Source organism: Granulicella paludicola (genome assembly GCF_025685545.1).
Taxonomy (GTDB): domain Bacteria; phylum Acidobacteriota; class Terriglobia; order Terriglobales; family Acidobacteriaceae; genus Granulicella; species Granulicella paludicola.
Genome location: NZ_JAGSYC010000026.1, coordinates 813,336 through 836,429, shown reverse-complemented (window position 1 = coordinate 836,429; position 23,094 = coordinate 813,336). Strand labels below are relative to the sequence as shown.

10 protein-coding genes are annotated in these 23,094 nt (G+C 59.9%); 5 read left to right on the top strand and 5 right to left on the bottom strand.

Going from position 1 to position 23,094, the window contains the following annotated elements:
• Positions 1 to 55: 55 nt before the first annotated feature.
• Positions 56 to 3,802 carry a TonB-dependent receptor gene (locus tag OHL14_RS19075; RefSeq protein WP_263380965.1) on the bottom strand — a complete coding sequence of 1,249 codons (3,747 nt, stop codon included), beginning with the start codon at positions 3,800 to 3,802 and terminating at the stop codon, positions 56 to 58.
• Positions 3,803 to 4,269: 467 nt separating this feature from the next.
• Between OHL14_RS19075 and OHL14_RS19070 the strand changes: the two genes are divergently transcribed.
• Together OHL14_RS19070 and OHL14_RS19065 are read left to right on the top strand one after the other, a co-directional pair.
• Positions 4,270 to 6,069 (top strand): glycoside hydrolase family 13 protein, encoded by a 1,800-nt coding sequence (locus OHL14_RS19070; protein ID WP_263380964.1) that lies wholly within the window; start codon positions 4,270 to 4,272, stop codon positions 6,067 to 6,069.
• A gap of 324 nt (positions 6,070 to 6,393) precedes the next feature.
• Positions 6,394 to 8,172: a glycoside hydrolase family 13 protein gene (locus tag OHL14_RS19065; protein ID WP_263380963.1), complete on the top strand. Its 1,779-nt coding sequence runs from the start codon at positions 6,394 to 6,396 to the stop codon at positions 8,170 to 8,172.
• Positions 8,173 to 8,357: 185 nt separating this feature from the next.
• Here OHL14_RS19065 and OHL14_RS19060 read toward each other — a convergent pair whose 3' ends face one another.
• From OHL14_RS19060 to OHL14_RS19050, 3 genes are all read right to left on the bottom strand, one after another.
• On the bottom strand, positions 8,358 to 9,938 hold the full coding sequence (locus OHL14_RS19060) for an alpha-L-fucosidase (RefSeq protein WP_263380962.1): 1,581 nt from the start codon (positions 9,936 to 9,938) through the stop codon (positions 8,358 to 8,360).
• A 189-nt stretch (positions 9,939 to 10,127) separates the two neighbouring features.
• The gene (locus OHL14_RS19055) at positions 10,128 to 12,290 is read right to left on the bottom strand and encodes a tRNA uridine-5-carboxymethylaminomethyl modification enzyme MnmG/GidA (protein WP_263380961.1); all 2,163 of its coding nucleotides are present in this window, start codon (positions 12,288 to 12,290) and stop codon (positions 10,128 to 10,130) included.
• Between the two features lie 458 nt (positions 12,291 to 12,748).
• Positions 12,749 to 14,770 (bottom strand): lysophospholipase, encoded by a 2,022-nt coding sequence (locus OHL14_RS19050; RefSeq protein WP_263380960.1) that lies wholly within the window; start codon positions 14,768 to 14,770, stop codon positions 12,749 to 12,751.
• A gap of 360 nt (positions 14,771 to 15,130) precedes the next feature.
• Here OHL14_RS19050 and OHL14_RS19045 point away from each other — a divergent pair, with 360 nt between their 5' ends.
• The 3 genes from OHL14_RS19045 to OHL14_RS19035 all read left to right on the top strand — a co-directional run bounded on the left by OHL14_RS19045 (position 15,131) and on the right by OHL14_RS19035 (position 20,121).
• Entirely contained in the window at positions 15,131 to 15,850 is a 720-nt protein-coding gene (locus OHL14_RS19045; protein WP_263380959.1) for a YceH family protein, read from the top strand.
• 280 nt (positions 15,851 to 16,130) lie between these two features.
• A complete protein-coding gene (locus OHL14_RS19040; protein WP_263380958.1) occupies positions 16,131 to 18,974 on the top strand; it encodes a M16 family metallopeptidase in 2,844 nt (947 codons plus the stop codon).
• Positions 18,975 to 19,095: 121 nt separating this feature from the next.
• On the top strand, positions 19,096 to 20,121 hold the full coding sequence (locus OHL14_RS19035; protein WP_263380957.1) for an SDR family oxidoreductase: 1,026 nt from the start codon (positions 19,096 to 19,098) through the stop codon (positions 20,119 to 20,121).
• A gap of 51 nt (positions 20,122 to 20,172) precedes the next feature.
• Here the strand turns inward: OHL14_RS19035 and OHL14_RS19030 are convergent, their stop codons facing one another.
• Complete coding sequence (locus OHL14_RS19030; RefSeq protein WP_263380956.1) at positions 20,173 to 22,929, bottom strand: TonB-dependent receptor; 2,757 nt, start codon at positions 22,927 to 22,929, stop codon at positions 20,173 to 20,175.
• Positions 22,930 to 23,094: the final 165 nt, after the last annotated feature.

Genomic DNA, 23,094 nt, shown 5'->3' with positions numbered 1-23,094 from the left:
ATGAAAAAGGTGGAAGGAGAAGCGACTCTCCTTCCACCCTGTTCAGCCGTTACGTTTAGAACTGCAGATGCAGCGTGAACTGCAACTGGCGGGGGTTGGTGGTACCGCTCAGGCTGGCCGGGTAAGGACCGCTGCCGATACCGCCGCCCGTCTGGACCGAGCCTGCAGGGTTGCCATAGTTGATGTGGTTGAAGGCGTTGAAAGCATCCATGCGGAACTGCACCGTATAGTGCTCGTGGAAGGTTACGTTCTTCATGATCGACATGTCGGCATTGAAGAAGCGTGGACCCCATGCAGTGTTACGACCCACATTACCAATCGTGTCCAGAGTAGGAGCCGTGAAGTTGCTTCCCAGGCCAGGAGGCGTGAAGTACGTTGCGCTGGTACCGAAGCCCTTCAAACCGGTCTTCAGGTTTCCTGCATTGCCATTGGCTTGGCAAGGCGCGGAACCAGGGACCTGAGAAGCGCAGCTGTCATAGCTGATGGTGAACGGGAGACCGCTCTGCCAGGCAATGACAGGGCTGTACTCCCAGCCGCCAATGATGTAGTTCACAATGCCGCCTTGGTTTGCAAACATCTGGTCCTTACCGAAGGGCAGATGGTACAGACCGTATGCCGTAAACGCGCTGCGACGGATCGCCGAGTCGTTTCCGATGACAGCCTGTTTGTTCCAGGTAGCAAAGCCGCTCGCGTTATCCTTACCGACTTGGTAAGCATAGTTAAGGTTGACGCTCAGCCCCTTGGTGTAGGCCTTCGTTACCTTCACCTGCAGAGCGTTGTAGTGCGTGTCCTGATCATCACCGTAGTAGCTGATGCCCTGCGTCCAGCTGCAAGCTCCGCCATAGGGAGAGCCCGAGCAGGCAGCGAGACCGCCAGCTACATAGCGCTGCAATAGCGTCGTGTTGGAGGTCGCACCGCTTGCGCCGATCGGCACTCCGCCAGCACCGCACTGTGCCACAGGAAGCAGCGAGTTGGTTACGCAGTTACCGCCCGCCGGATCGTAGTGCAACGCCGAACCGGTAGCGCTGTACTGAGCAGGAAGAACGATGGCTGCTTCGTTCGGGTTGGTGTTGTTTCCATCACCGTCGCTTAGTGTGTGCGAGCCCTTGTTACCGACATACGCGATTTCGACGGACAGCGTTGGCGTGATGGAGCGCTGTACCGCTGCGTTCCATGCATCCAGGGTCGGCAGCCGTTCGGTGAACGGACGTGCCTTCACATTGACCGACTCACCAATGGTCTGACCCGTACCAGGCACAATGGCCGTGATCGGAATCTGGCCCTGAGCGTTTGTGGCAGGGGGCGTGAAGTTAGCCAGCGCACTGGTCGCTCCGCCGCCCGTTGCACCCGGGTTAGAGAGGTTGAAGGCGTAGCTGGTGTTGCCACCGGTCGCGCCCAGAGACTGATTCGCCAGCACAGGAATGTTCTGCGTGACTACGTGGCCGAAGTCGGAACCGAACACACCAAGGTCGAAGCTGCGACCGTAGCCTGCGCGAATGACTGTCTTCGAGTTCATCTGGTACGCAGCGCCGAGACGCGGGTTCCAGGTGTTCTTCGCAGCAGCAACACCCATGTTCAGTGGGATACCGCCTTCACCGGCTACATTGATGTAGCCCGTCTGCAGGTTCAGCAGAGCGCCGTTGCCGTTACCGTTCACACGTTCCGGAGCATAGTACTCATAGCGTGCGCCAAGGTTAAGGGTCAACTTCGGCGTAACGCGCCAGGTGTCCTGCCCGTAGAAGAAGTCGCGGGGCTGGAACTCTTTCGCATTTGTCGAGGTGCTGGTGTAGCGGTTGAAAGAAGTAACATCACCCAGGGCGAAGGTCGCGAAACCGAGGCCGCCGGTGGTGCCGTTCGAAGTCGGACCGTTGCCGAAGTTGTTCACACCGGTACGGTCAGCATCGCTAGGTACACGCAGGTTGCGGGCATACCGCAGATCGACGCCGAATTTGATGGAGTGATTGCCGATCGTCTTCGTCCAGTTGTTGACAATCTGGAACTGGTCTTCCTTCTCCTTCAGCGGGCAGTTGCAGTGGTTCATGTTCAAACCCGTACCAAACTGCGGACCCTGGTTTTGGGTAGTAGAAGCGCCCGTGCTCAGGTTGGTCTGGTTCGTATCTGCAATCTGAATATCCGGTGTACCAAAGTCGGTTCCAATCGTGAGAGAAGGAGTTGCTCCGCTCACGTTTTCACCGATGAAGGGCAGGTTCGTATTGCCGGGGTCGTTCTTGCTCGTGATGATGTTGTAGCGGAAGTAGCCGAGTCGAACGTCGGTCACCAGCTTGGAGTTGATAACGATGTCCGTACCCAGAGCGAGAGAATCGTTCGCTCCGTGCGACACACCACCGTAACCGGCGATGCCGAGGCCAGGTCCACCTGCGGGTCCGAAGAGGCTCGCGCCGCTCAGGATGTCAGTAAAGCGGCTGAAGCGTCCGAAAACATGGACCTTCTGGCTGATGACCGCGTCACCGCGCACATCCCACTGGTTGCTGTTGAAGATACCCGTACCGTTGCCTACGTAGTTGTTGCGCAGACCGTAGCCGCCCACACCCGAAGAGTTAGGCGCCTTACCGCTGGCAAGCAACAGCTTGAACAGGTTGAGCGCCTGTGGCGAAAGCGCACTTAGCGGGACGATATTGCCCGCGAATGCGGCGCCGTTGGCCGTCGTTCCAACCGTCGCTCCAGTGTTGTTGTACAGCTGATGGTTGCCTTCAGCAGCCGTCGCGTTCAAATAGTCACTGAAATCGCAACCGCCGGCAATAGCTCCCGTGCAGCTCTGCAAAGCCTTGAGAGTCGGGACCGTACCAATACCTACACCCGACGACTTCTGCCGTACACCCTGGTAATCGCCAAAGAAGAAGACTTTGTCCTTGATGATCGGTCCGCCGATCGATCCGCCGAACTGGTTCTTCAAACCGGTTCCCAGCGGATTGACGTGGCCCGGAACAGCCGGCAGAGTGCCCGTCGCCGGTGTAGCTGCCGTATAGCCCGTAAACGGATCGCGCGCCAGTCCAGCGTTCGACTCGCGGTTATCAAACAATGTCCCATGGAATTTGTTCGTACCCGACTTCGTCTGCACCGTCTCGACCGACGCTACAGCCTTGCCGAACTCCGCATCAAAGTTCTGCGTCGCCAGCTTGGCTTCCGACATCGACTCCGAGTTTGGGTTAATGACGATGATGCCCAGGATCGCGTCCTGGTTATCGGTACCGTCCAGGGTGTAGTTCACACCGCCGAACGCCTGTCCGTCGATCTGGATCTGCTTGGAACCCTGCGGGTTCTCCGAAGCAGCATGCGCCCAGCCGAGCTGTACTGCGCCCGGCAGCAACAGCTGCAGGTTCGCAAAGTTATGGTCGGGAATCGGTAGCTCCGTCAGCTCCTGCGCGCTGAAATTGACCGCCACGTCGGCACGGTCCGTCTTCAGCTGAGGAATCGCGTCGGCATCGACCGTTACCGTCTGGTCCGAACCGCCCACCGTCAGAGCCGCAGACACCGCCACCGATCCGTCGGCGAACACCTGCAACCCCTTCTGCTCGTACCCCTTGAATCCGGCCGCCGTGATCTTCACGTTGTACGTATCAGGAATAAGATGGTCAGCCGTAAACTCGCCCGCACCGTTGCTGGTCAACGTTGCCGACGTGCCCTTGGCCGGGTCCGTCACCACAACCGTTGCGTTCGGAACAGCCGCGCCTGTCGCGTCCGTCACCGTACCTAGAATCTGGCCATAGACGGCCTGCGCCATTGCGCTGGGCCCCGATGCCAGGAGAGCTGCCACTGCACCCACAAACAGTGGCAGTCTCATCCACTTCCTACAATTGCTATTCATTGCTAGTCCTCCAAAAGGTCTTGCTCGTTACTTCGTCTGCAACTGACCGCGGTATCCGCTCTAAATCGCGCGTTGTCCGACGCACGATCCGTCAGCTTCTTGTCTGGGAACGCATACGTACACGTCCACCAATCGCCCTGCTTTTGAATCCCGCAAACCATACGCACCCCATCTGGAGGTTGTCAACAAAATCTTTACACCTGAAACCCGAAAAAGCACACCGGTTGTTATGACAGCTCCCGAAGTGCCGTTTTGCCCCCTTCCCATCGCAACCCGATCGACTAAATAAACGCGTGTTTACTGCACTTCCCCACCTCGAGTCCTTTTCCCGTTCCGCTCCTGCCCCCGCCCGTCACCCTCCCCCTTCAGGTCAAATGTCATGACAGCTTCGCAGCCGTTAGGGCCGAATGTTATAGTTCTCCCGTTTGTCACGGAGGAATTTCATGGCTTCACATTTCAAAATGCGCCCCGGTCTTTTCCGCGCGGCTTTACCCCTCATCACCGCCGCTTTCGCCCTTTCGACCGCGCTCCCCACCCTCGCTCAAACTTCAAAATCCACCGCCAGTGACGCCCCCTGGTGGAAGCACGCCGTCGTCTACGAAATCTACCCCCGCTCCTATCAGGACTCCAACGGCGACGGCGTCGGCGACCTCAACGGCATCACCCAGCGCATGGGCTACATCGAGCACCTCGGCGTCGACGCCATCTGGATCGCTCCCATGTATCCCTCGCCCCAGGTCGACTTCGGCTACGACATCTCCGACTACGAAAGCGTTGATCCCCAGTACGGCACCGTGGCCGACATGGAAAAGCTCATCGCCGCCGGCAAAGAACACCACGTCCGCGTCCTGCTCGACATGGTTCTTAACCACACCTCCGACAAGCACCAGTGGTTCATCGACGCCGCCAGCTCCCGCAACAACCCAAAGCACAACTGGTACGTCTGGAACGACGGCATCAACGCCAACGCCCCCGGCGTCACCGCCTACCAGAAGCGCTTCGAGCACGAAGGTAAAGTCCCGCCAAACAACTGGGTCTCCGGCTTCGGCGGCTCCGCGTGGGAGTGGGTTCCCTCCGTCCACCAGTTCTATTACCACATGTTCTACAAGCAGCAGCCCGACCTGAACTGGCGCAATCCCGAGGTCGAAAAGGCCTGCTTCGACGCTATGCGTTTCTGGCTCGATAAGGGCGTCGCCGGCTTCCGGCTCGATGCCATCCCAACCCTCTTCGAAGACCCGCAACTCCGCAATAACCCCGAAAAAGGTGGCATCAACGCGCAGGGCGATCCCAACCTCAGCGACGAATACGTCAGCAATCTCCCTGAAGTCCACGACGTCATCCGCCGCATGCGCTCTATGGTTGAAAAATATCCCGGCAACCGCGTCCTCATCGGCGAAACCTACCTGCCTAACACCGCCGAACTCGACAAGTGGTACGGCGGGACCGCGCAGAACGAACTTCAGCTCCCCATGGACATGCTCCTCGGTTTCCACGGTGACCACGACAAGCTCGACGTCTCCGGCTTCCGCGATCACATCACCGAGGCCCTCACCCAGACCCATGGCGGCCAGCCGCTCTTCGTCTTCGACAATCACGACAACGTTCGCGCCATCAACCGCTACGGCGACGTCGATCCCGCACACGCTGGCCTCATCAACAAGGCGCTCGACACCGTCCTTTTCACCCTCCCCGCCACCGCTCTCACCTACTACGGTGAAGAGCTCGGCATGGTCACCACCACGCCCACCCGCAAAGAGGACGTGAAGGACCCCATCGGCATCACCGGCTGGCCCAAGGAAAAGGGTCGCGACGGCGAACGCACCCCCATGCAGTGGACTCCCGGCCCGCAGGCAGGCTTCTCCACCAACCCCCACACCTGGCTCCCCCTCGCCCCCGACTATAAGACCGTCAACGTCGAGGTCGAATCCAAAGAGCCCAACTCGCAGCTCGAGTGGTTCAAGAAACTCACCATGCTCCGCCGCGAAAATCCCGCCCTCCACAGCGGCAAGCTCACCATGCTCGACACCGCAAGCACCAGCGTCCTGTCGTACGTCCGCTCCACCGGCTCCGACTCAGTCGTCGTCGCCATCAACTTCACCGCACAGCCGCAGACCATCTCCTTGGACGTGAAATCCGGCAAGGCCCACACCCTCGCCACCACCGACCCGTCCCTCACCTCCACCTCCTCCACCAAAAACCTGACCCTGCCCCCCTACACAAGCTGGGTCGCCAGCGTACAGTAATCCTGTCCCGCAACCCCGGGACGGCAGGAGCCACCAACAACTCCTGCCGTCCTTTGCTTTTGCTACTGCTGTTGCGTCTTTGGCTCGCCATTCCGCAGCGCAGCGGAGGAATCTGTAGTTGCTGTTGCTGTTGCCGTTTCGGCTTGTCATTCCCGCAGGGAATCTGCTTCTGTAGTTACTTCTGCTTCTGTATTTTGCCTTTGCCTTTGCTTCTGCTCTAGCATCACTGTCACCTCTGCCTTGCTTTGTAGGGGCGGGACTTCAGTCCCGCCATAAAATCTCCCACCAAGGATGGGGCTTCAGCCCCTGAGGGAAAGCCGCCACATGATCCGCCGCACTCTCCTCGCGCTCGCTCTCGCCGTCACCGCCGCTCTCCCCGCACAGGTCGCCGTCAAATCCCACCCCGCCGCGACCCAGCTCGCCTCCCACGACCCCTGGTGGAAGCACGGCATCCTCTACGAGATCTACCCCCGCTCCTTCCAGGACACCAACGGCGACGGCATCGGCGACATCAACGGCATCACCTCCCGCCTCGACTACATCCAGAACCTCGGCATCGACGCCATCTGGATCACCCCCATGTACCCGTCCCCCCAGATCGACTTCGGCTACGACATCGCCGACTACACCGCCATCGATCCACAGTACGGCACCATGGCCGACTTCGAGCACCTCACCGCCGAAGCAAAGAAGCGACACATCCGCGTCATCATGGACTACGTCCCCAATCACACCTCCGACCAGCACGCCTGGTTCAAGGAGTCGCGCTCCTCCCGCACCAACCCCAAGCGCAACTGGTACATCTGGAACGACGGCATACCCGCCAGTTCACCCAACCTCACCAAGCTCCAGCAGGACAACGAGCACGTCGGTCTGCACGGCAAGGTCGTCCCGCCCAACAACTGGCAGAGCTGGTTCGGCCACTCCGCCTGGGAGTGGGACGCGAAGACGCAGCAGTTCTACTACCACCACTTCTACGTTCAGCAGCCCGACCTCAACTGGCGCAACCCTGAGGTCGTCAAGGCCATGCTCGACGTCCTCCGCTTCTGGATGGACAAGGGAGTCTCCGGCTTCCGCATCGACGCCGTCTCCCGCCTCTTCGAAGACCCCAACCTCCACGATGACCCGAACCTCCCGGGCCTCAACGCCTTTGGCGATCCCAACATCGTCCACAAGTACACCGACAACCTGCCCGAGGTTCACGACATGCTCCGCAGGATGCGCGCCGTCGTCGACAAGTACCCCGGCGATCCCGTTCTCATCTCCGAAGCCGACGAGCCCAACATCTTCGAACTCGCCAAAATGTATGGCCAGCACAACGACGAGATCCAGCTTCCCATGGACTTCCAGGTCGCCGACATCAACGATCTCTCCGTGCCCAAGTTCCGCAAACTCATCGACGAGGTCGAACACAACCCCGCCAACGGCCAGCCCTACTTCTTCTTCGGCAACCACGATCAGGACCGCATCTGGGACCGCTACAGCGTTGGTGTTAGTGACCCCGCGATGAAGGAGCGCATCGCCCGCATCATGGCCACGCTGCTCCTCACCTCACGCTCCACCCCGCAGATGTACTACGGCGACGAGATCGGCATGGTCACCAGCACCCCCACCCGCATCGAAGACGTCAAAGACCCCGTCGGCATCACCGGCTGGCCCAAAGAAAAAGGTCGCGACGGCGAACGCACGCCCATGCAGTGGGACAGCGGCAAGGACGCAGGCTTCTCCACCGCCGCCAAGACCTGGCTCCCCATCCCGACCACCTACACCACCACCAACGTCAAGGCCGAATCCACCGAACCCGACTCACTCCTCAACTGGTACAAGCGCCTGATCGCCCTGCGCCGCACCAACCCCGCCCTCATCTCCGGCGACATGAAGATGATCGACACCACCAACGACAACATCCTCGCCTACACCCGCACTGCCCCCGCGGGCGAATCCGTCCTCGTCGCCCTCAACTTCACGGACAAGCCGCAGACCCTGAGTGTCCCAGTCATCCTTAGCACTCTTCAAACCGACGACCCCCGCCTGATTCACGCATCCAAATCCAAATTCATCACATTAGCGCCCTACGCAACGTTCATCGCGGAACTCAAATAAGGCCGCCGGCCTTGCTCTTGTTTTTGTTTGTCATTCCCGAAGGGAATCTGCTTCTGCCTTTGCTTTCGACGTGCCATTCTCGATCAGAACATCTACACCAGACACCACAAAGGTCGCCACGAATCCCGCGGCGACCTTTGCGTTTTTCCCTCTGTACTCAAACACCTGCTTTGCCTATCTCCCCTTCAAACGAACCGCACGCGCAGCCCAATCCCCACATCCGCCGTCGCAGGCTTCGCTCCCGGCATCGTCACCCGCAGCCCCTTCGCATCATGCGTGAACCGCAGCGCCTCATCGCGCCCGAGTAGCCGCACATCAACAGCCTTCATAGGCCTCTGCGGCCCCTCCAACGCCAGCGACTCGATCACTAGTTCGCCCTCCGGCCAGCCCTGCACAAACGCATACAGCGTCTCGCCCTTGGTCGTAAAGCGGATGTCCTTCGCGCCAAGATCAGGCTTCTTGCCCTCATTCGGATCGAACTCCTGCCCATTCGACTTCACCACCACCTTCGTCGCTGGCCCTTCGCCGAAGATCTTCCAAGGCCGCGTCGAAAACACGCCTTCGCCATTAACCGCCATCCATTCCGTAATGCCCGCCAGCGTCTTCTGCTCCTCTGCATCGAGCTCACCAGATGCAGGCAGCGGAAAGTTCAGCAGCAGATTCCCGTTCTTGCTGACGATGTCCACCAGCAGGTCGATCACCTTCTTCGCCGATTTGTACTTCGCCCCCACCTTGTAGTGCCACTCGCCGATGCAAGTGTCGGTCTGCCATGGTACAGGCGAGATGTCGTTCAAGACGCCACGCTCACGGTCGAGCAGGCACGTTCCCACCTCGCAATCCGTGCGCGTCTTGCTGAAGTACACCGCCGCGGTCTTGCCCTCTGGCGTCAGCGGCCCCACGTTATATAACTCCGCAACCGTCCCCTCGCCGAACGCCTCGAACGGAATGCCCCCATCGGTATACAGCAGATCCGGCTGGTGCTGGTCCACGAGGTCCTTCACCCGGTTGAAGTACTGCAGCTTCCACCAGTCCGGCGCTTCATTCCGCCCCATCGGATTGTCCTTGATGCTCTCCGCATAGCCAGCAGGCTCCTTCGAGTAGTCGTGATACAGATCGGCAAACGCCGGATTCTGCCCATCGTAAGGAACACCCGCATACGGCCCCTTCGTATCCGCCAGATGCGACGGCGCAAGCCACTCGAAGCTGTTTGAAAGGTGCTCGCTCACACCGAACCGCATCCCGCGCTTACGCGCCGCGGCCGCCCACTCGCCCACAACATCGCGTTTCGGCCCACTCGCCACCGCATTCCAGCGCGGCTGATACTTCGAGTTCCATAGATCGAACCCGTCATGATGGACACCCATGGAAAAGAAATACTTCGCCCCGGCCTTCTGATATTGGTCCATCAGGTGCTCAGGGTCCCACTTGTCCGCCGTATAAAGCTTGATCAGGTCCTTGTAACCCACCTTCGATTGCGGCCCGAACCGCTTCACGTGATACTCGTACTGGTCCGACCCCTCGCGATACATGTTGCGCGCATACCAGTCGCCGTCTCCCACCGCCGACTGCGGTCCCCAGTGTGACCAGATGCCAAACTTCGCATCGCCAAACCAATCGGGAGTCACATAACTCTTCAGCGACTCACGCGACGCGCTGTACTTGCCCGCCGTCACCTGCTGCGCTATGCCTCGTGTCGCCATCGCCGCCGTTGCGCTGCCCAACAGCATCAGCGCCTCTCGACGCGTCATCGCCTTCATCCTGGCCATTACGATCTCCTCCTCGGAAAGTCTTCGCGACCACTATAAAGAGTTTGAAATCCAGTTGTCGCTATGCACGGAGGAACCGCTGCACAAGTCTGCTTTGTAGGGTACGGGCTTCAGCCCGTACGTGGAAAGCGCTAGGAATTGGGGCTTTAGCCCCTGAGGGAAGGCCGGATGGAACTTAATCAGAGTGCCCTAAGCACTCTTCCCGCGCACCTGGATCTCCAGCAAACACTGAATCAGACTCACCGCAGCCGGCGTCACTCCCGCCATCCGCGAAGCCTGCCCCAGCGTCGCTGGCCGCACGCGGTCCAGCTTCTCCACCATCTCGCGCGAAAGCCCACTGCACGCCCGATAGTCGAACCACTCCGGAATCGTCCGCATCTCATCGCGCTTCAGCCGGTCCATCGCCCGCTGCTGCTGCGCCAGATAGCCCGCAAACTTGATGCCCGTCTCCACCGTCTTCATCTCGTTGCGGACCCACGCAGGCACCCGCGCAAACTGCACCGCCTCCATCGCAGCGATCCACGGAGCAAGCTCAACCACCCCGCGCATCCGTTCCGTCAGCGCAGGCAGCAGGGTCTCAATCGTCACCTCAGGCCGCTTCAACACCTGCCCAAACCGCTCACCCTTCTCAAAGCCAAGTGACGCCACGTCCGCATCATTCACCTTCGCCGCCTCAATCAGCGCAGCAAACGCTGCGAGCCGCGCCTGCTTCGCCTCAAACGCAGCCCAAGCCGCGTCTTCAATCAGTCCCAGCTTCCGTCCATGCCCAGTCAGCCGCGCATCTGCATTATCGATCCGCAGATGCAGCCGGAACTCCGCCCGCGACGTAAACATGCGATACGGCTCATCGGTCCCCTTAGAGATCAGATCGTCGATCATGATCCCGATATAGCTCTCCGTCCGATCCAGCGTAAAACCCTGCGACACGCTGGATGCCCCATTTCCCGCTTCTGGGACGTGGGCGTTCTGCGAGAGTCCCTTCGCATGGAGCGCCGCATTGATTCCCGCAACAATCCCCTGCCCCGCAGCCTCTTCATACCCGCTGGTCCCATTGATCTGCCCGGCAAGATACAGCCCCTCAAACTTCTTCACCCGCAGCGTGCGATCCAGCTCCGTCGGATCGATCGCGTCATACTCAATCGCATATCCCGGCCGCAGCATCTCTGCGTTCTCAAGCCCTGGGATTGAGCGCACCATCGCGCTCTGCACCTCCATCGGCAGGCTCGTGCTCATGCCATTGATGTAGACCTCATGCGTGTTGAGCCCTTCCGGCTCAAGAAAGAACTGGTGCGACGTCTTATCCGGGAACCGCACAATCTTGTCCTCAATCGAAGGACAGTACCGCGGCCCAATGCCCTCAATCTGCCCCGTATACATGGGCGAGCGATGCACATTATCGCGAATCAACTGCAGCGTCTCCGGCGTCGTCGTTGCAATGTAGCAACTGATCTGCCGCAGCGGCGGAGTCCATGTCGCATTGACTGACGCAGTATTGGTTGACGCAGTATTGAAGGGGACGGGCTTCAGCCTGTCCATTAGCTCAGTCTCTGAAGAAGGGGCTTTAGCCCCTGAGGGACCCTCCACAACCGCCATCAAACTCCGAAAGCTGAACGGCGTCGGATCGCCGTCTCCCGGCTGCTCTTCAAACTTGTCCCAATCGATCGTGCGTCCATCCAGTCGCGGCGGAGTCCCCGTCTTCAACCGCGACTCACGCAGCCCCAGCCGCTTCAAACTCTCACCCAGCAAAACACTCGCAGGCTCACCCGAACGTCCCGCCGTGTACTGCTGCTCCCCGCAATGAATCAACCCATTCAAGAACGTGCCGGTCGTCACCACAACCGCCTTCGCGCCAACCGTCCGTCCATCGCGCAGCAACACGCCGGTAATCCGCAACCTCTCACCTTGATTATTGTCATCCTGAGCGGAGCGAAGGACCTGCTTCTCGAACCCGGCAACGCTCTCCATCACAAAGTCCACGACCTCTGCCTGCTTGATAAACAGGTTTGGAATCGACTCCAGCTTCTCGCGCATCTTCGTGCGATAAAGCGCCTTGTCGCACTGCGCTCGCGGAGACCACACCGCAGGCCCGCGCGACGTATTCAGCAGCCGAAACTGAATGCCGCAGCTATCCGCCACCTCGCCCATCACGCCACCCAGCGCATCCACCTCACGCACCAGATGCCCCTTGGCCACGCCGCCAATCGCAGGGTTGCAAGACATCTGCGCAATCAGGTCGAGGTTCAGCGTAAACATCGCCGTCCGCAGCCCCATGCGCGCAGCCGCAGCCGCAGCCTCGCACCCCGCATGACCCGCACCGACTACCAGCACATCGAACTGTTCTGCAAACGCCATCCCAATGATTTTAGCGGTTTCCAGAAAAAATCCCCCGCTTTTCGGCTAGGAGCCTCACGGCAGGCCTTCCTGGATGACCACAAGAGTGTTTATCAGGAGTAATCCAGACTCAATGAGTGCTTCGGCCTGTTCACACCAACCGAGTCATCCTCTTTCGGCCTCTCCTACTACGCCTTTCCCGTTTACGACCTGCGACGCTTGGACCTAGGCAGGGATTGCGATTCACAGCTAACTCGCTGATACGCTGCTGGTCAACCGTGATCCACGCAATGACATTTGTCCTTAGTTTTTATGTAGCCTTGTTGCTCCTGCCAACGTCATGCGGCTCCCACAAAGCCAGCAGCAGGAACCTCACCCATACCATCCGGCTGTCGCTGACCGCCCGAACCAGGCTGATGCGAGGCTCCAATTGACCGCCCTGTGACGGCACCGGCTGAGGGAGGAGCGTGGCTGCGCCCTCAGGCAACGTCGGCTGACGCGTGTGGTTTTGTGGAATACCGTGACACGGAGGTCGCCCTTATGTCTCGGAGCTTCTCTGCGTCACGAAAACGATGAGAGAAGCGGTCGACAAACCCGAACAGTGCCGCGAGAGGGCGGAAGAAAATAGGAGCTAGGAGCATCTGCACCCAGAAGATTCCGGAGGCTATCACAACAGGGACCACGACAATACAGAAAAGAGTTCCAAAGATGATCCAGAAAATGCGATCCGCCTTGCTAATTGGAGCCTGATTGTCCTGTTCTGCGTGCTCGAAATCCGGCAGCGTAAACACTCTTGGATCGGTTTGCGCATAGCGAACCCGGGTGTTCATACACAGAGCCTGGTGGCCATCGACCCAACAATCAGTTCCCTTGAATGACTGCGCAACATTCTGGTCCTCATTCCGAAACTCAGGGGGGGATTCCGTCATGTGTATTGGTACTGCTGTTGCAGTGGTGTAGCGAACGTCCAAGTGAGTACTTTCATCGAGGTGTTCAGAGGTCTCGTCGCGAGTTTTCCAGTAGGCGATCACAGCAGGTACTTCGGTGCTAGTTCGAAGCAACAAATCCGTATCGACTGCTGGCTTGCTCGTAAACGTCCGAACAGCAAAAACGGGAAGTCCAACAGCCGCAGTAATGGCGACGGCCAGAGAAACTTTTCGGATGACGGAGGCTACTTCGTAATAGGCGTTCACTTCACTGCGGTCTTGATCGCATGGATCGCTGGCACCCAACGGCTGAGTTCGTTCGAGCCAGGAGACTACAAGATCGTAAGGAACTGGGTCGCTCCAGTAATTTCCGTGGGCGCTGAGGAACGTTTTGCTCCATTGACGAGTAGAAATATCGCATCCTTTGGGTAGTCCCAGCGACGCACCGATGGGATCGAGCGGTCGAAAAACATTGACCCAGCGAAACCGCGGATATCGGGAACAAAACTGCTGGTGTAGAGCCTTCGGAGGAGGGTACGCGGCTGGGAAAAACCGGCCAAACATACGAGCCATGGGGGATCCCGACGTAACAAAGACAATCTCCTCGAAGCGATTCGGCGCGAATTGCCGAAGTGTGTCCGCTGCAATCACGGTCCCAAGGCTGTGGCTTACGAGAACTACCGAAGTATGTTTCTCCGCGATCGAGTTCAGGAGCGAGTCCAAGTCTCCGATCAGCATTTGGCGATATTTCTCGTCTCCGAGATAGAGTGAGACGTCCGCGAGAATCTTAGTCACTAGATAGAGCGTTGATCTGACAAGGTAAGCGAGTGCGGCGGTCACGACACCCCAAACGGCGATTCCCGCCATCCAATAGAGGATTGAAAGCCAATGCCAACTCGTAATCTCAACCATTCCCTCGAAATGTGCCCTCCATGGCTGGAGACTGTCCGGTAGATGGCCGGTTACCAGTAGAACCAAGCCAAAGACGGCTATTCCTGTGACGGCGCCCAAGCTAATGTTCCCGGGCAGCAGAAATACAAAGGCAATAGACCAGATGCAAGGGATGAGAACAGTACGCAAGCATTCCACTGTAGCTTGCATCCGTCCTGTCATGAGGCCGAGCAAACCCTGAAGAGCAAAGATCGCCAAATACGTTGTAAGGATTCCTCGTAAGAACGCGTGAGCGGGAATTAGCAGGCAAAGCGGAACCAAGACGACGGCTATCGGAAGCGTCTGGAAGATCAGCGCGAGCCGCTCGCAGAGCATGGTCAAAGCACGTTGCCATTTCGTTCGGCCAAGAGCGAAGGGGTAGACCGCAGCATTAAGAATGCTCGACCCTATGCGGGCGATATAGACATCGTTCATCCAGGTCCCAATCGTCTCCGAATTGGGTGCGGACTCAAACGGATGGAATACGGCCAAATTCCAGTTAAACTCATACAGGTTTTGTATTGGTATGCCCAATCGCTGAAACGAAAGATGCGAGGCAAAAAGGAGTTCTTGATCTGCGGGATCACCAACGCCGTGAATCAGGACAAATGCGGTCGATGCACCCTTGGACGTCTCAATAGGCATGGGCTTCCCCTAAATAGCTTGAAGGAATGTGGCTTTATTGTATCGCTACTGTTTGCTCAGTCTATGAGCGTCATCACACGCATGCCTTTGACCGTCCTCAGAGTTTCTGTAAGAACACCTTTCAAATAGCCACGGCCATTGGCGTTGGACATGGCATTGTCGCCGCGCAAACATCGAATCCAGCGTTGTCGCGAACTAAATGAGAGCAAAATCGTCAATTCGCTCACCGACACGGTATTAGTAACGACAAGTCGGCTTATCGTCATCAACTTCCCTTGCTCCCGAAAACTGGCGTTATCGACAACTTCGATTCTCCCAACACGCCGCCATCCCTTACACCCTCTCCGCTACCATATCCCCATGCACCTCTCCCCCGTCGAAGCCCGCGTCCTCGGCTGCCTCATCGAAAAAGAGATCAACACGCCCGAGTACTATCCGCTCACCCTCAACGCCACCGTCAACGCCTGCAACCAGAAGTCCAGCCGCGAACCCGTCATGGAACTCACCGAGTCCGACGTCCGCACCGCGCTCTTCGACCTCGAAGGCCTCGGCCTCGTCAAGACACGCCCCGACAGCCGTGCCACCAAGTACGAGCACACCGTCCGCGACGTCCTCAACCTTCGCCGCGACGAGACCGCGCTCCTCTGCCTCCTGCTCCTGCGCGGCCCGCAAACCTCCGCCGAACTCCGCACCCGCGCCGAGCGCATGTTCACCTTCGACGACAACGCCGCCGCCACCGCCACGCTCGAACGCCTCGCCCAGCGCCAAAGTCCGTTAGACCCTCTCACCTTCCTGATGCAGCGCCAGCCCGGCGCCCGCGAAGCCCGCTGGATGCACCTCCTCTCCGGAGCCAGCACCGAAGCCCCCCTGGGGGGAAACGTCATCTCGACCGAAGCGCATAACTATAAAGCTGTCATCTCGACCGAAGCGCAGCGAAGTGGAGAGACCCCTGTATTTCGCGTTGCTTATGCAGCCCCGGCCGCTCATCCCGCCGCCCCCACCGATCTCGAAGCCCGCATCCGCGCCCTCGAAGCCCGCGTCGCCGCCCTCGAAGCCTTCCCGCACAACACCCCCGACTAACGGAACACCAGGAAAACCCTGCACAAGTCCGCTTTGAAGCGGTACGGGCTCCAGCCCGTACATCGAACGCCCAAATAGAATGGGGGCTTCAGCCCCGGAGGTTGCGAAGTTTGGGCCTGAATGGACTTCATCCGAGCTTCCCTAAGCCTTTTCATACCACCAGCGTCTATCCAGAAAGTCTCCCGCACGGCGCACATGCGCTTTATTCTGTTTGCGACACTATCGTTAGTCATTTTTCCGTTTTCTGTTCCACCCCTCTCACAACATAGGAGCACCCCTCTTGAAGAGCCCTCGACTGAACACCCGGCACGCAGCCATCGCAGCTACGCTTTTGCTGACCGCTGCCACTTCGCTCGCGCAGACCGCCGCCAAGCCTGCAGGCAAGTCCAAGCTGCCCACCATCGCCTACGAGACCTACACGATGCCCAACGGCCTCAAGGTCATCACGCATGAAGATCATCGCCTGCCTCTGGTCTCCGTCGATCTCTGGTACCACGTTGGTCCGCTCAACGAGCGTGCTGGCCGCACCGGCTTCGCCCACCTCTTTGAACACATGATGTTCGAAGGCTCCGAGCACGTCGGCGAGAAGGCCCATATCAAGTACGTGCAGGGCGCTGGCGCCACCGACGTCAACGGCACCACCGACTTCGATCGCACCAACTACTTCGAGACCCTGCCCGCCAACCAGCTCGAACTCGGCCTCTGGCTCGAGTCCGACCGCATGGGCTTCCTCATGGAAGGCCTCGACCGCAAGCTCCTCGCCAACCAGCGCGACGTCGTCCGCAACGAGCGCCGCCAGGGCGAAGGTCGCCCCTACGATGTAGCCGACGAAGAGATGTTCCACCAGCTCTTTCCCAAGAGCCATCCCTACTACGGCGTCGTCATCGGCTCCCACGCGGACGTCGAAGCCGCCCGCATCGCTGATATCCGCGACTTCCACCAGCAGTTCTACACCCCCAACAACGCCTCCATCGCCATCGCTGGCGACTTCGATCCGAAGCAGCTGAAGGAGCTGCTCACGAAGTACTTCGGCCCCATCCCGCAAGGCCCCAAGGTCGAGCCGGTCAATACGCCCACTCCACCGATCACCGCGCAGAAGCGTGTCACCGTCACCGACACCGTCAAGCTCCCGCGCGTCTCCATCGCCTGGCTCACGCCTGCTGCCTTTACACCTGAGTCCTATGCTCTCAGCGCCGACATCTTCGCTCTCGGCGGAGCCAAAGCCAGCCGCCTGGATGAAGCCCTAGTCCTCAAGACCCAGGTCGCGCAGTCCGTCACCTGCCAGTCCGACGGCCTCAAGCTCACCGGCATCACCGACTGCGAAATCACCGCCAAGCCCGGCGTCAAACTCGAAGACCTAGAGAAGACCTTCTGGGATGAACTCGCCAAGCTCCAGGCCACCGGCCCCACCGAAGCTGAAGTGGAAGCAGCCAAGGCAGGAGCACTCACTGGCAAGATCGCCGGTCTGCAGCGCCTCGGCGGCTTCGGCGGCGTAGCCGACACCCTCGACCGTTACAACCAGTACACCGGCGACCCCGGCTACCTCCCCAAGGACGTCGCTGCGGAAGAAGCCGTCACCGTCGCCAGCGCCAAGGCCGCCCTCAACAAGTACCTCACCAAGGACTCCGCCGTCGTCGTCTACTGCGTCCCCGGCAAGAAGATTCTCGACGACGTACCGCGCAGCCCGGACAACACCGACGCCGACGTAAAGATCACCAATCCCTATACGCCGGAGTTTGAAGAGGCGCAGAGCTGGCGTAAGACAGCTCCCAAGGCTGGCCCGCCCGTCACCGTTCACCTCCCCGTGCCGGAGACCTTCACTCTAGCCAACGGCCTCAAGGTCTACGTCGTACCAGAGCACTCGCTCCCCATCGTCTCCGCCGTCGTCGTCACCCGCGCCGGCAGCGAGAATAATCCCGCCGACAAAGCCGGCCTCGCCAACATCACCGCGCAGGTAATGGGCGAGGCCACCACTACGCGCAACCTCTCCGAGTTCGCCTCCGCACAGGAGCGCCTCGGCACCAGCATTCGCGTCGGTGCCAGCATGGACGGCGCCACCACCTCCATGACCCTGCTCACCAACAACGTCGGCAAAGGCATGGACCTCTTCGCCGATGTCCTCCAGCATCCGGCCTTCTCTCCCGATGACCTCGATCGCATCCGCAAGCAGCGGCTCGTCGGCATCCAGCAGGAGACCGACAACGTCAGCGCCATGGCCTACCGCGTCGGCCCTAAGCTCGTCTACGGCGACACGCCCTACGGCACCTCACCCTCCGGCACCACCGCCAGCATCACCTCCATCACCCGCGACGATGTGACCGGTTTCTACAGCAGCCACTTCTCGCCCTCGGACTCCGCTCTGGTTCTCGTCGGCGATGTGTCCGTTGCTGAGGCCCGCGAACTCGCCGAAAAGCACCTCGGCAAGTGGACAGGTAAGCCCGCTTCGGCCATCACCATCCCGGCCGCTCCGGAACTCCCCGCAACCCACGTCGTCATCGTCGATAAGCCCGGTGCTCCGCAGACCGCGCTCTTCGCCTTCGGCACAGGTGTCGCTGGCAACTCCCCCGATCTGCAGACCCTGCAGGTGATGAACTATACCCTCGGCGGAGCCTTCGCCAGCCGCATCAACATGAACCTCCGCGAAGTCCACGGCTACACCTACGGCGCGCAGTCCGGCTACTCGTTCTACCGCGACGGCGGTCCCTTCCAGGCTGGCGGTCTCGTCCGCACGGACGTCACCGGCCCCGCTGCGAAGGAGCTCATGAGCGAGATCACCCGCTTCCCCGACAACCCACCCACCGAGACCGAGCTGAAGGAGGCCAAGGACGCGCGTATTCAATCGCTGCCCGGTGCCTTCGAAACCACGGGAGCCATCGCCGGCTCCATGGGCTCGATCTTCCTCTACAACCGTCCGCTGGACTACTACGCCACCTTGCCTGAGAAGTACCGCTCGGTCACCTCGGCTGACGTAGCCCGCGTCGCAAAGGCAGACCTCCACCCCGGCCACCTGATCATCGTCGCAGCCGGCGATCGCGCAAAGATCGAGACCCAGCTGAAGGACGCAAACCTCGGCCCCGTCGAAGTCCGCGACATCAACGGAGCCGTAGTCACCGACAAGAAATAACCCAACCCGCAGCAAGCAGAAGAGGCGCAGCCACAAGCTGCGCCTCTTCTGCTTTTCCAGTGCAACTTGCGTAAGTAGCGATGTCACCTGAAACGAGAGTCCTACAAGCTAGAATCCACGCATGAGCAAAGTTCTCGTCACCGGCGGTTCCGGTTTCATCGGCAGTCATTGCATCCTCGAGCTTCTCAAAGCTGGTCATCAGGTCCACACAACAGTCCGCAACCTCAAGCGCGAGCCTGAGCTTCGGGCTCTGCTCGGCGTTGGCGACACGAACGACCTCACCTTCTTTGCAGCCGACCTTGAAGCCGACGCGGGCTGGTCGTCTGCCGTAGCCGGTTGCGACTACATACTGCATGTCGCCTCTCCATTCCCGGCCAGCGTCCCCAAGGACGAAAACGAACTCATCATCCCTGCCCGCGAAGGTGCACTCCGCGTCCTCCGCGCTGCTCGCGATGCAGGCGTCAAGCGCGTCGTCCTCACCTCGTCGTTTGCCGCCATCGGCTACGGCCATCCGCCGCAGACCGCTCCCTTTACAGAAGAATCCTGGACGGACCTCAGCGGCACAATTCCCGTAGCTCCCTACCAGAAGTCGAAAACCCTCGCAGAGCGCGCTGCATGGGACTTCATCGCCAGCGAAGGCAACGGCCTCGAGCTCTCCGTCGTCAATCCCGTCGGCGTCTTCGGCCCCGTCTTCGGTCCCGACTACGCCACCTCCATCCTCATCGTCGAGCGACTCCTCAAAGGCAACATCCCGGGCTGCCCCAACCTCGCCTTCGGCATCGTCGACGTGCGCGACGTCGTCAGTTTGCATCTCCTCGCCATGACACACCCCGCTGCTGCAGGCGAGCGCTTTCTCGCCGTCGCCGGAGACAACATGTCCTTCCTCGAGATCGCGAAGCTGCTCAAGACCAGCCTCGGCACCGCCGCAAAACGCGTGCCCCTTCGCTCCATTCCTGACTGGGTACTCCGCGTCTTTGCTCTCGTCGATCGCCAGGCCCGCGGCGTCCTCCCCGAACTCGGCAACAGTAAGAGCTGCTCGCACGAGAAGGCCTCCCACGTCCTCGGCTGGTCGCCGCGCTCAAAGGAAGAAGCGATCCTCGCCACGGCAGAAAGCCTCATCCGCCTCGGTCTCGTCGGCAATAAGTAGGGCGTCCATCTCTGGACGCCCTGCAATCACCTGCTGTCAATGCTCATCGAGTTAGAAGCTGTACCGCGCCCCAATCTCGATACGCCGTCCATGGTCCGCCGCATACGCCTGACCGAAGTTCGGCGATCCCAGCACACCGCCCACCGTCGTCACATTCTCGTGGTTCAGCACATTCGCCGAGCGCACATTCACCATCAGCGACTGCGGATGGTTCGCCTTCGGATTCCGCGTCAGCGCAAACGTCCGCTGCACGTTCATGTTCAGGTAGATCTGCCACGGCAGCACGCCGACGTTGCGGTTCAGCACACCCACTCCACCCGATGACGTCAGCTTGCCATACGGCGTCGCGTAGTAGCACGGCGTCGCCGTCGGCTGCGCAGCGCACGATGGCGTTGCCGCCGTCGCAAACTGCGGCCGATCGTTGAAGTCGCCATCGCCATTGTTATCGAAGCCCGTCGTGATGTTGTAGTGCGCATCGCCGCCGCCGTTGAAGTCCATGCTCAACTGCACCTTCTCCGGCAGCTTCACCGTAGCGTTTGCAAACACGTTCCACACCGGTTGCCCAGTCCGATGCGCAAACTCACCCGTCTCGACGCCCGTCGTCTGCGGTGTACTTAACTCGCTGTCATCCGTATCGTCCACCTCTTCCACCCGCGCGCTACCCAGAAAGAACTGCACCCGCTTCAGTTGGTGGTTCTCCACCCCGGCGAACACCACCGTCGCCTGTCCTTGCCCACTATTGTTCATCTCCAGGATGTTTGTGTTCGCTGGCCCCGGCCGTGGCCCCGTAGGCAAACCGTTCGTCGGCGAGTTGATGTTCTCCGACCGCGTGTAATTCCAGATTCGCGCAAAGATGTAGTCAACTGAAAGGTTGAACCCACCCGGCAGCGTCTTCGTGCCGCCAATGTTGCCAGCGCCCCACGTCAGGTTCGAAATATGCGGCGAGAAGTGACGCTCGCTATAGATCGGCGTCGCCCCCTGGAGAGGACTGCCATACACCGGGTTATAGATCGTCTGCGTCACACGCGCCCTACCGTCCTCGCGCAGCACCTCCGAGATATCGCTCTTGCCGTAGCGCCCGGAGAACATGCCGCCATGCGCATGCAACGTCCATGTGCCCTTCTTCGTCGGCGACCACAGCAGCCCCGCGCGCGGCGTAGCCGAATTCAAAATTGTCGGATCGTTCTGCCAGAAGTACCGCATACCTGTCGCAATATGCAGCCCATGCCCCACGTTCCAGTCGTCCTGAATGTACAGCGCGTTCGTCCATAGCGTGAAGTCCACATTCGGCGTTCCCGTCACGCCGGTATACGCCGTCGCGGAGCCGCCAGGCAGGCCTGCCAGAGCTCGCTGATACTGCTGCACACCCGTGATCGTCGTGGTCTGTCCCGTCGGATTGCCATTCGCATCCAGCACCGGGGCCGTGCCACCACCGAACGTATACGTCCCGTTGAAGCTCGTCGGCAACTGCTGATGGTCCGCGTACGTCAGCATCTGCGTGCCGAACTTCAGCGTGTGGTTCTTCGGCGTCAGCACCATGTCGTCATCGAACTCGACGCTAAACTCCCGCTGCCGCTGCTCTCCATATGTGCTGCCGCCGCTGGTAAACGCTCCCGCCACCGCCACCTGCGGAGCTGTCGAACTCGGCGTCTCCGTCACACCATCCCACTTGAAGCTCACCCGCGCCTCGTGCATCGCCTTCGGAGAGATCAGCGTCACGTCGCTCAGCCGCAGCATGTGCTCATATACCGTGTTGCCGTAGCCAGTCTCCGCCAGCGACGTGCCGCCCACGCCCACATTCGCCTGGCTGTTTACATTTGCGCTGTAGCTGGCGATCGCCGTGTTCTTCGCTCCCAGCTGCCAGTCGACACGCGCCAGTCCCTCCCACAACGCCTGCGGCTGCGGCACATTCTGGAATGTCTCCACCGTGTTGCCATTCGCATCGATCGTCGCTGCATCCACCGCAGCAAATTCGTTGATCGCGCGATGCTCCAGGTTCAACGCAAAGTCGCTGCCCTTCTTCCGAATCGGTCCCGTCAACTCAAATCCATACCGCTGCTTGCCGATCGCCGCCTTGCTCGTCGAAAACGGATCGCGCGCGTTCTCCCACGGGCTGCCGTTCGTCATGAACAACGCTCCGTGATACGTGCTCTGCCCCGGCTTCGTAAACACATTCACGCGGCCACCTTCGAACGGAGGTTCACGGTACTCTGCCGAAAACTGGTCCGGGTTCACCTCGATATACGCAATCGAACTCTTCGGAGGCAGCTTGCTCGAATCCTGAAAGCCATCCACCGAAATCGTCGTGTTCGAAGGATTGCCACCCGCGGCTGCGGCCAACTGCTGCAACTGCTGCTGCAGATCATCTGGGTCATCGGCCAGCGACGCCAGCCTATCGCCCGAAATCTTCTCCGTCGGCCCGCTCGCGTTCACACTGGTCACGCCCTCGGGGTCCGCGCTCACATCCACATTCGTCTCAACCTCTGCAGGCAGCAACACCACATCCACTGATCCATGAGAGGCCGCCACCGGAACATCCTTCTCCGTAAAGCCGTCCATCCTCACCATCAACGTGTGCGATCCATTCTTCACACACCCAAAGTGATAGCGGCCATCCGACCCACTCTCCGCCGTCTCGCCACTATCCAGCTTCAACAACGCTCCCGGAATCAGCGCCTGCGTCGTATCGCGCACCGTCCCACTCAGCGCGGAGCACTTCGACGCGGAATCCGTCTCCGTTGAAATACGTTCCGCAAAGGCATGGGGGATCACAAGCGTCGCTACGGCGACGGCAGCATAAAACTTCATCTTTTCCTCTCAATCGGTGACACAGTCCTCGATGGCAAACGCACACCGAACGGCGTCTCTACCCAAAGCTATGTACGCAGAGCGACAGACCGAAGTTCCCCGCAAAAGTTTCACCCACCTCTTCGCAAGGACAACTTCTTTAACTCTCTAATTAGGGCCCAAAGC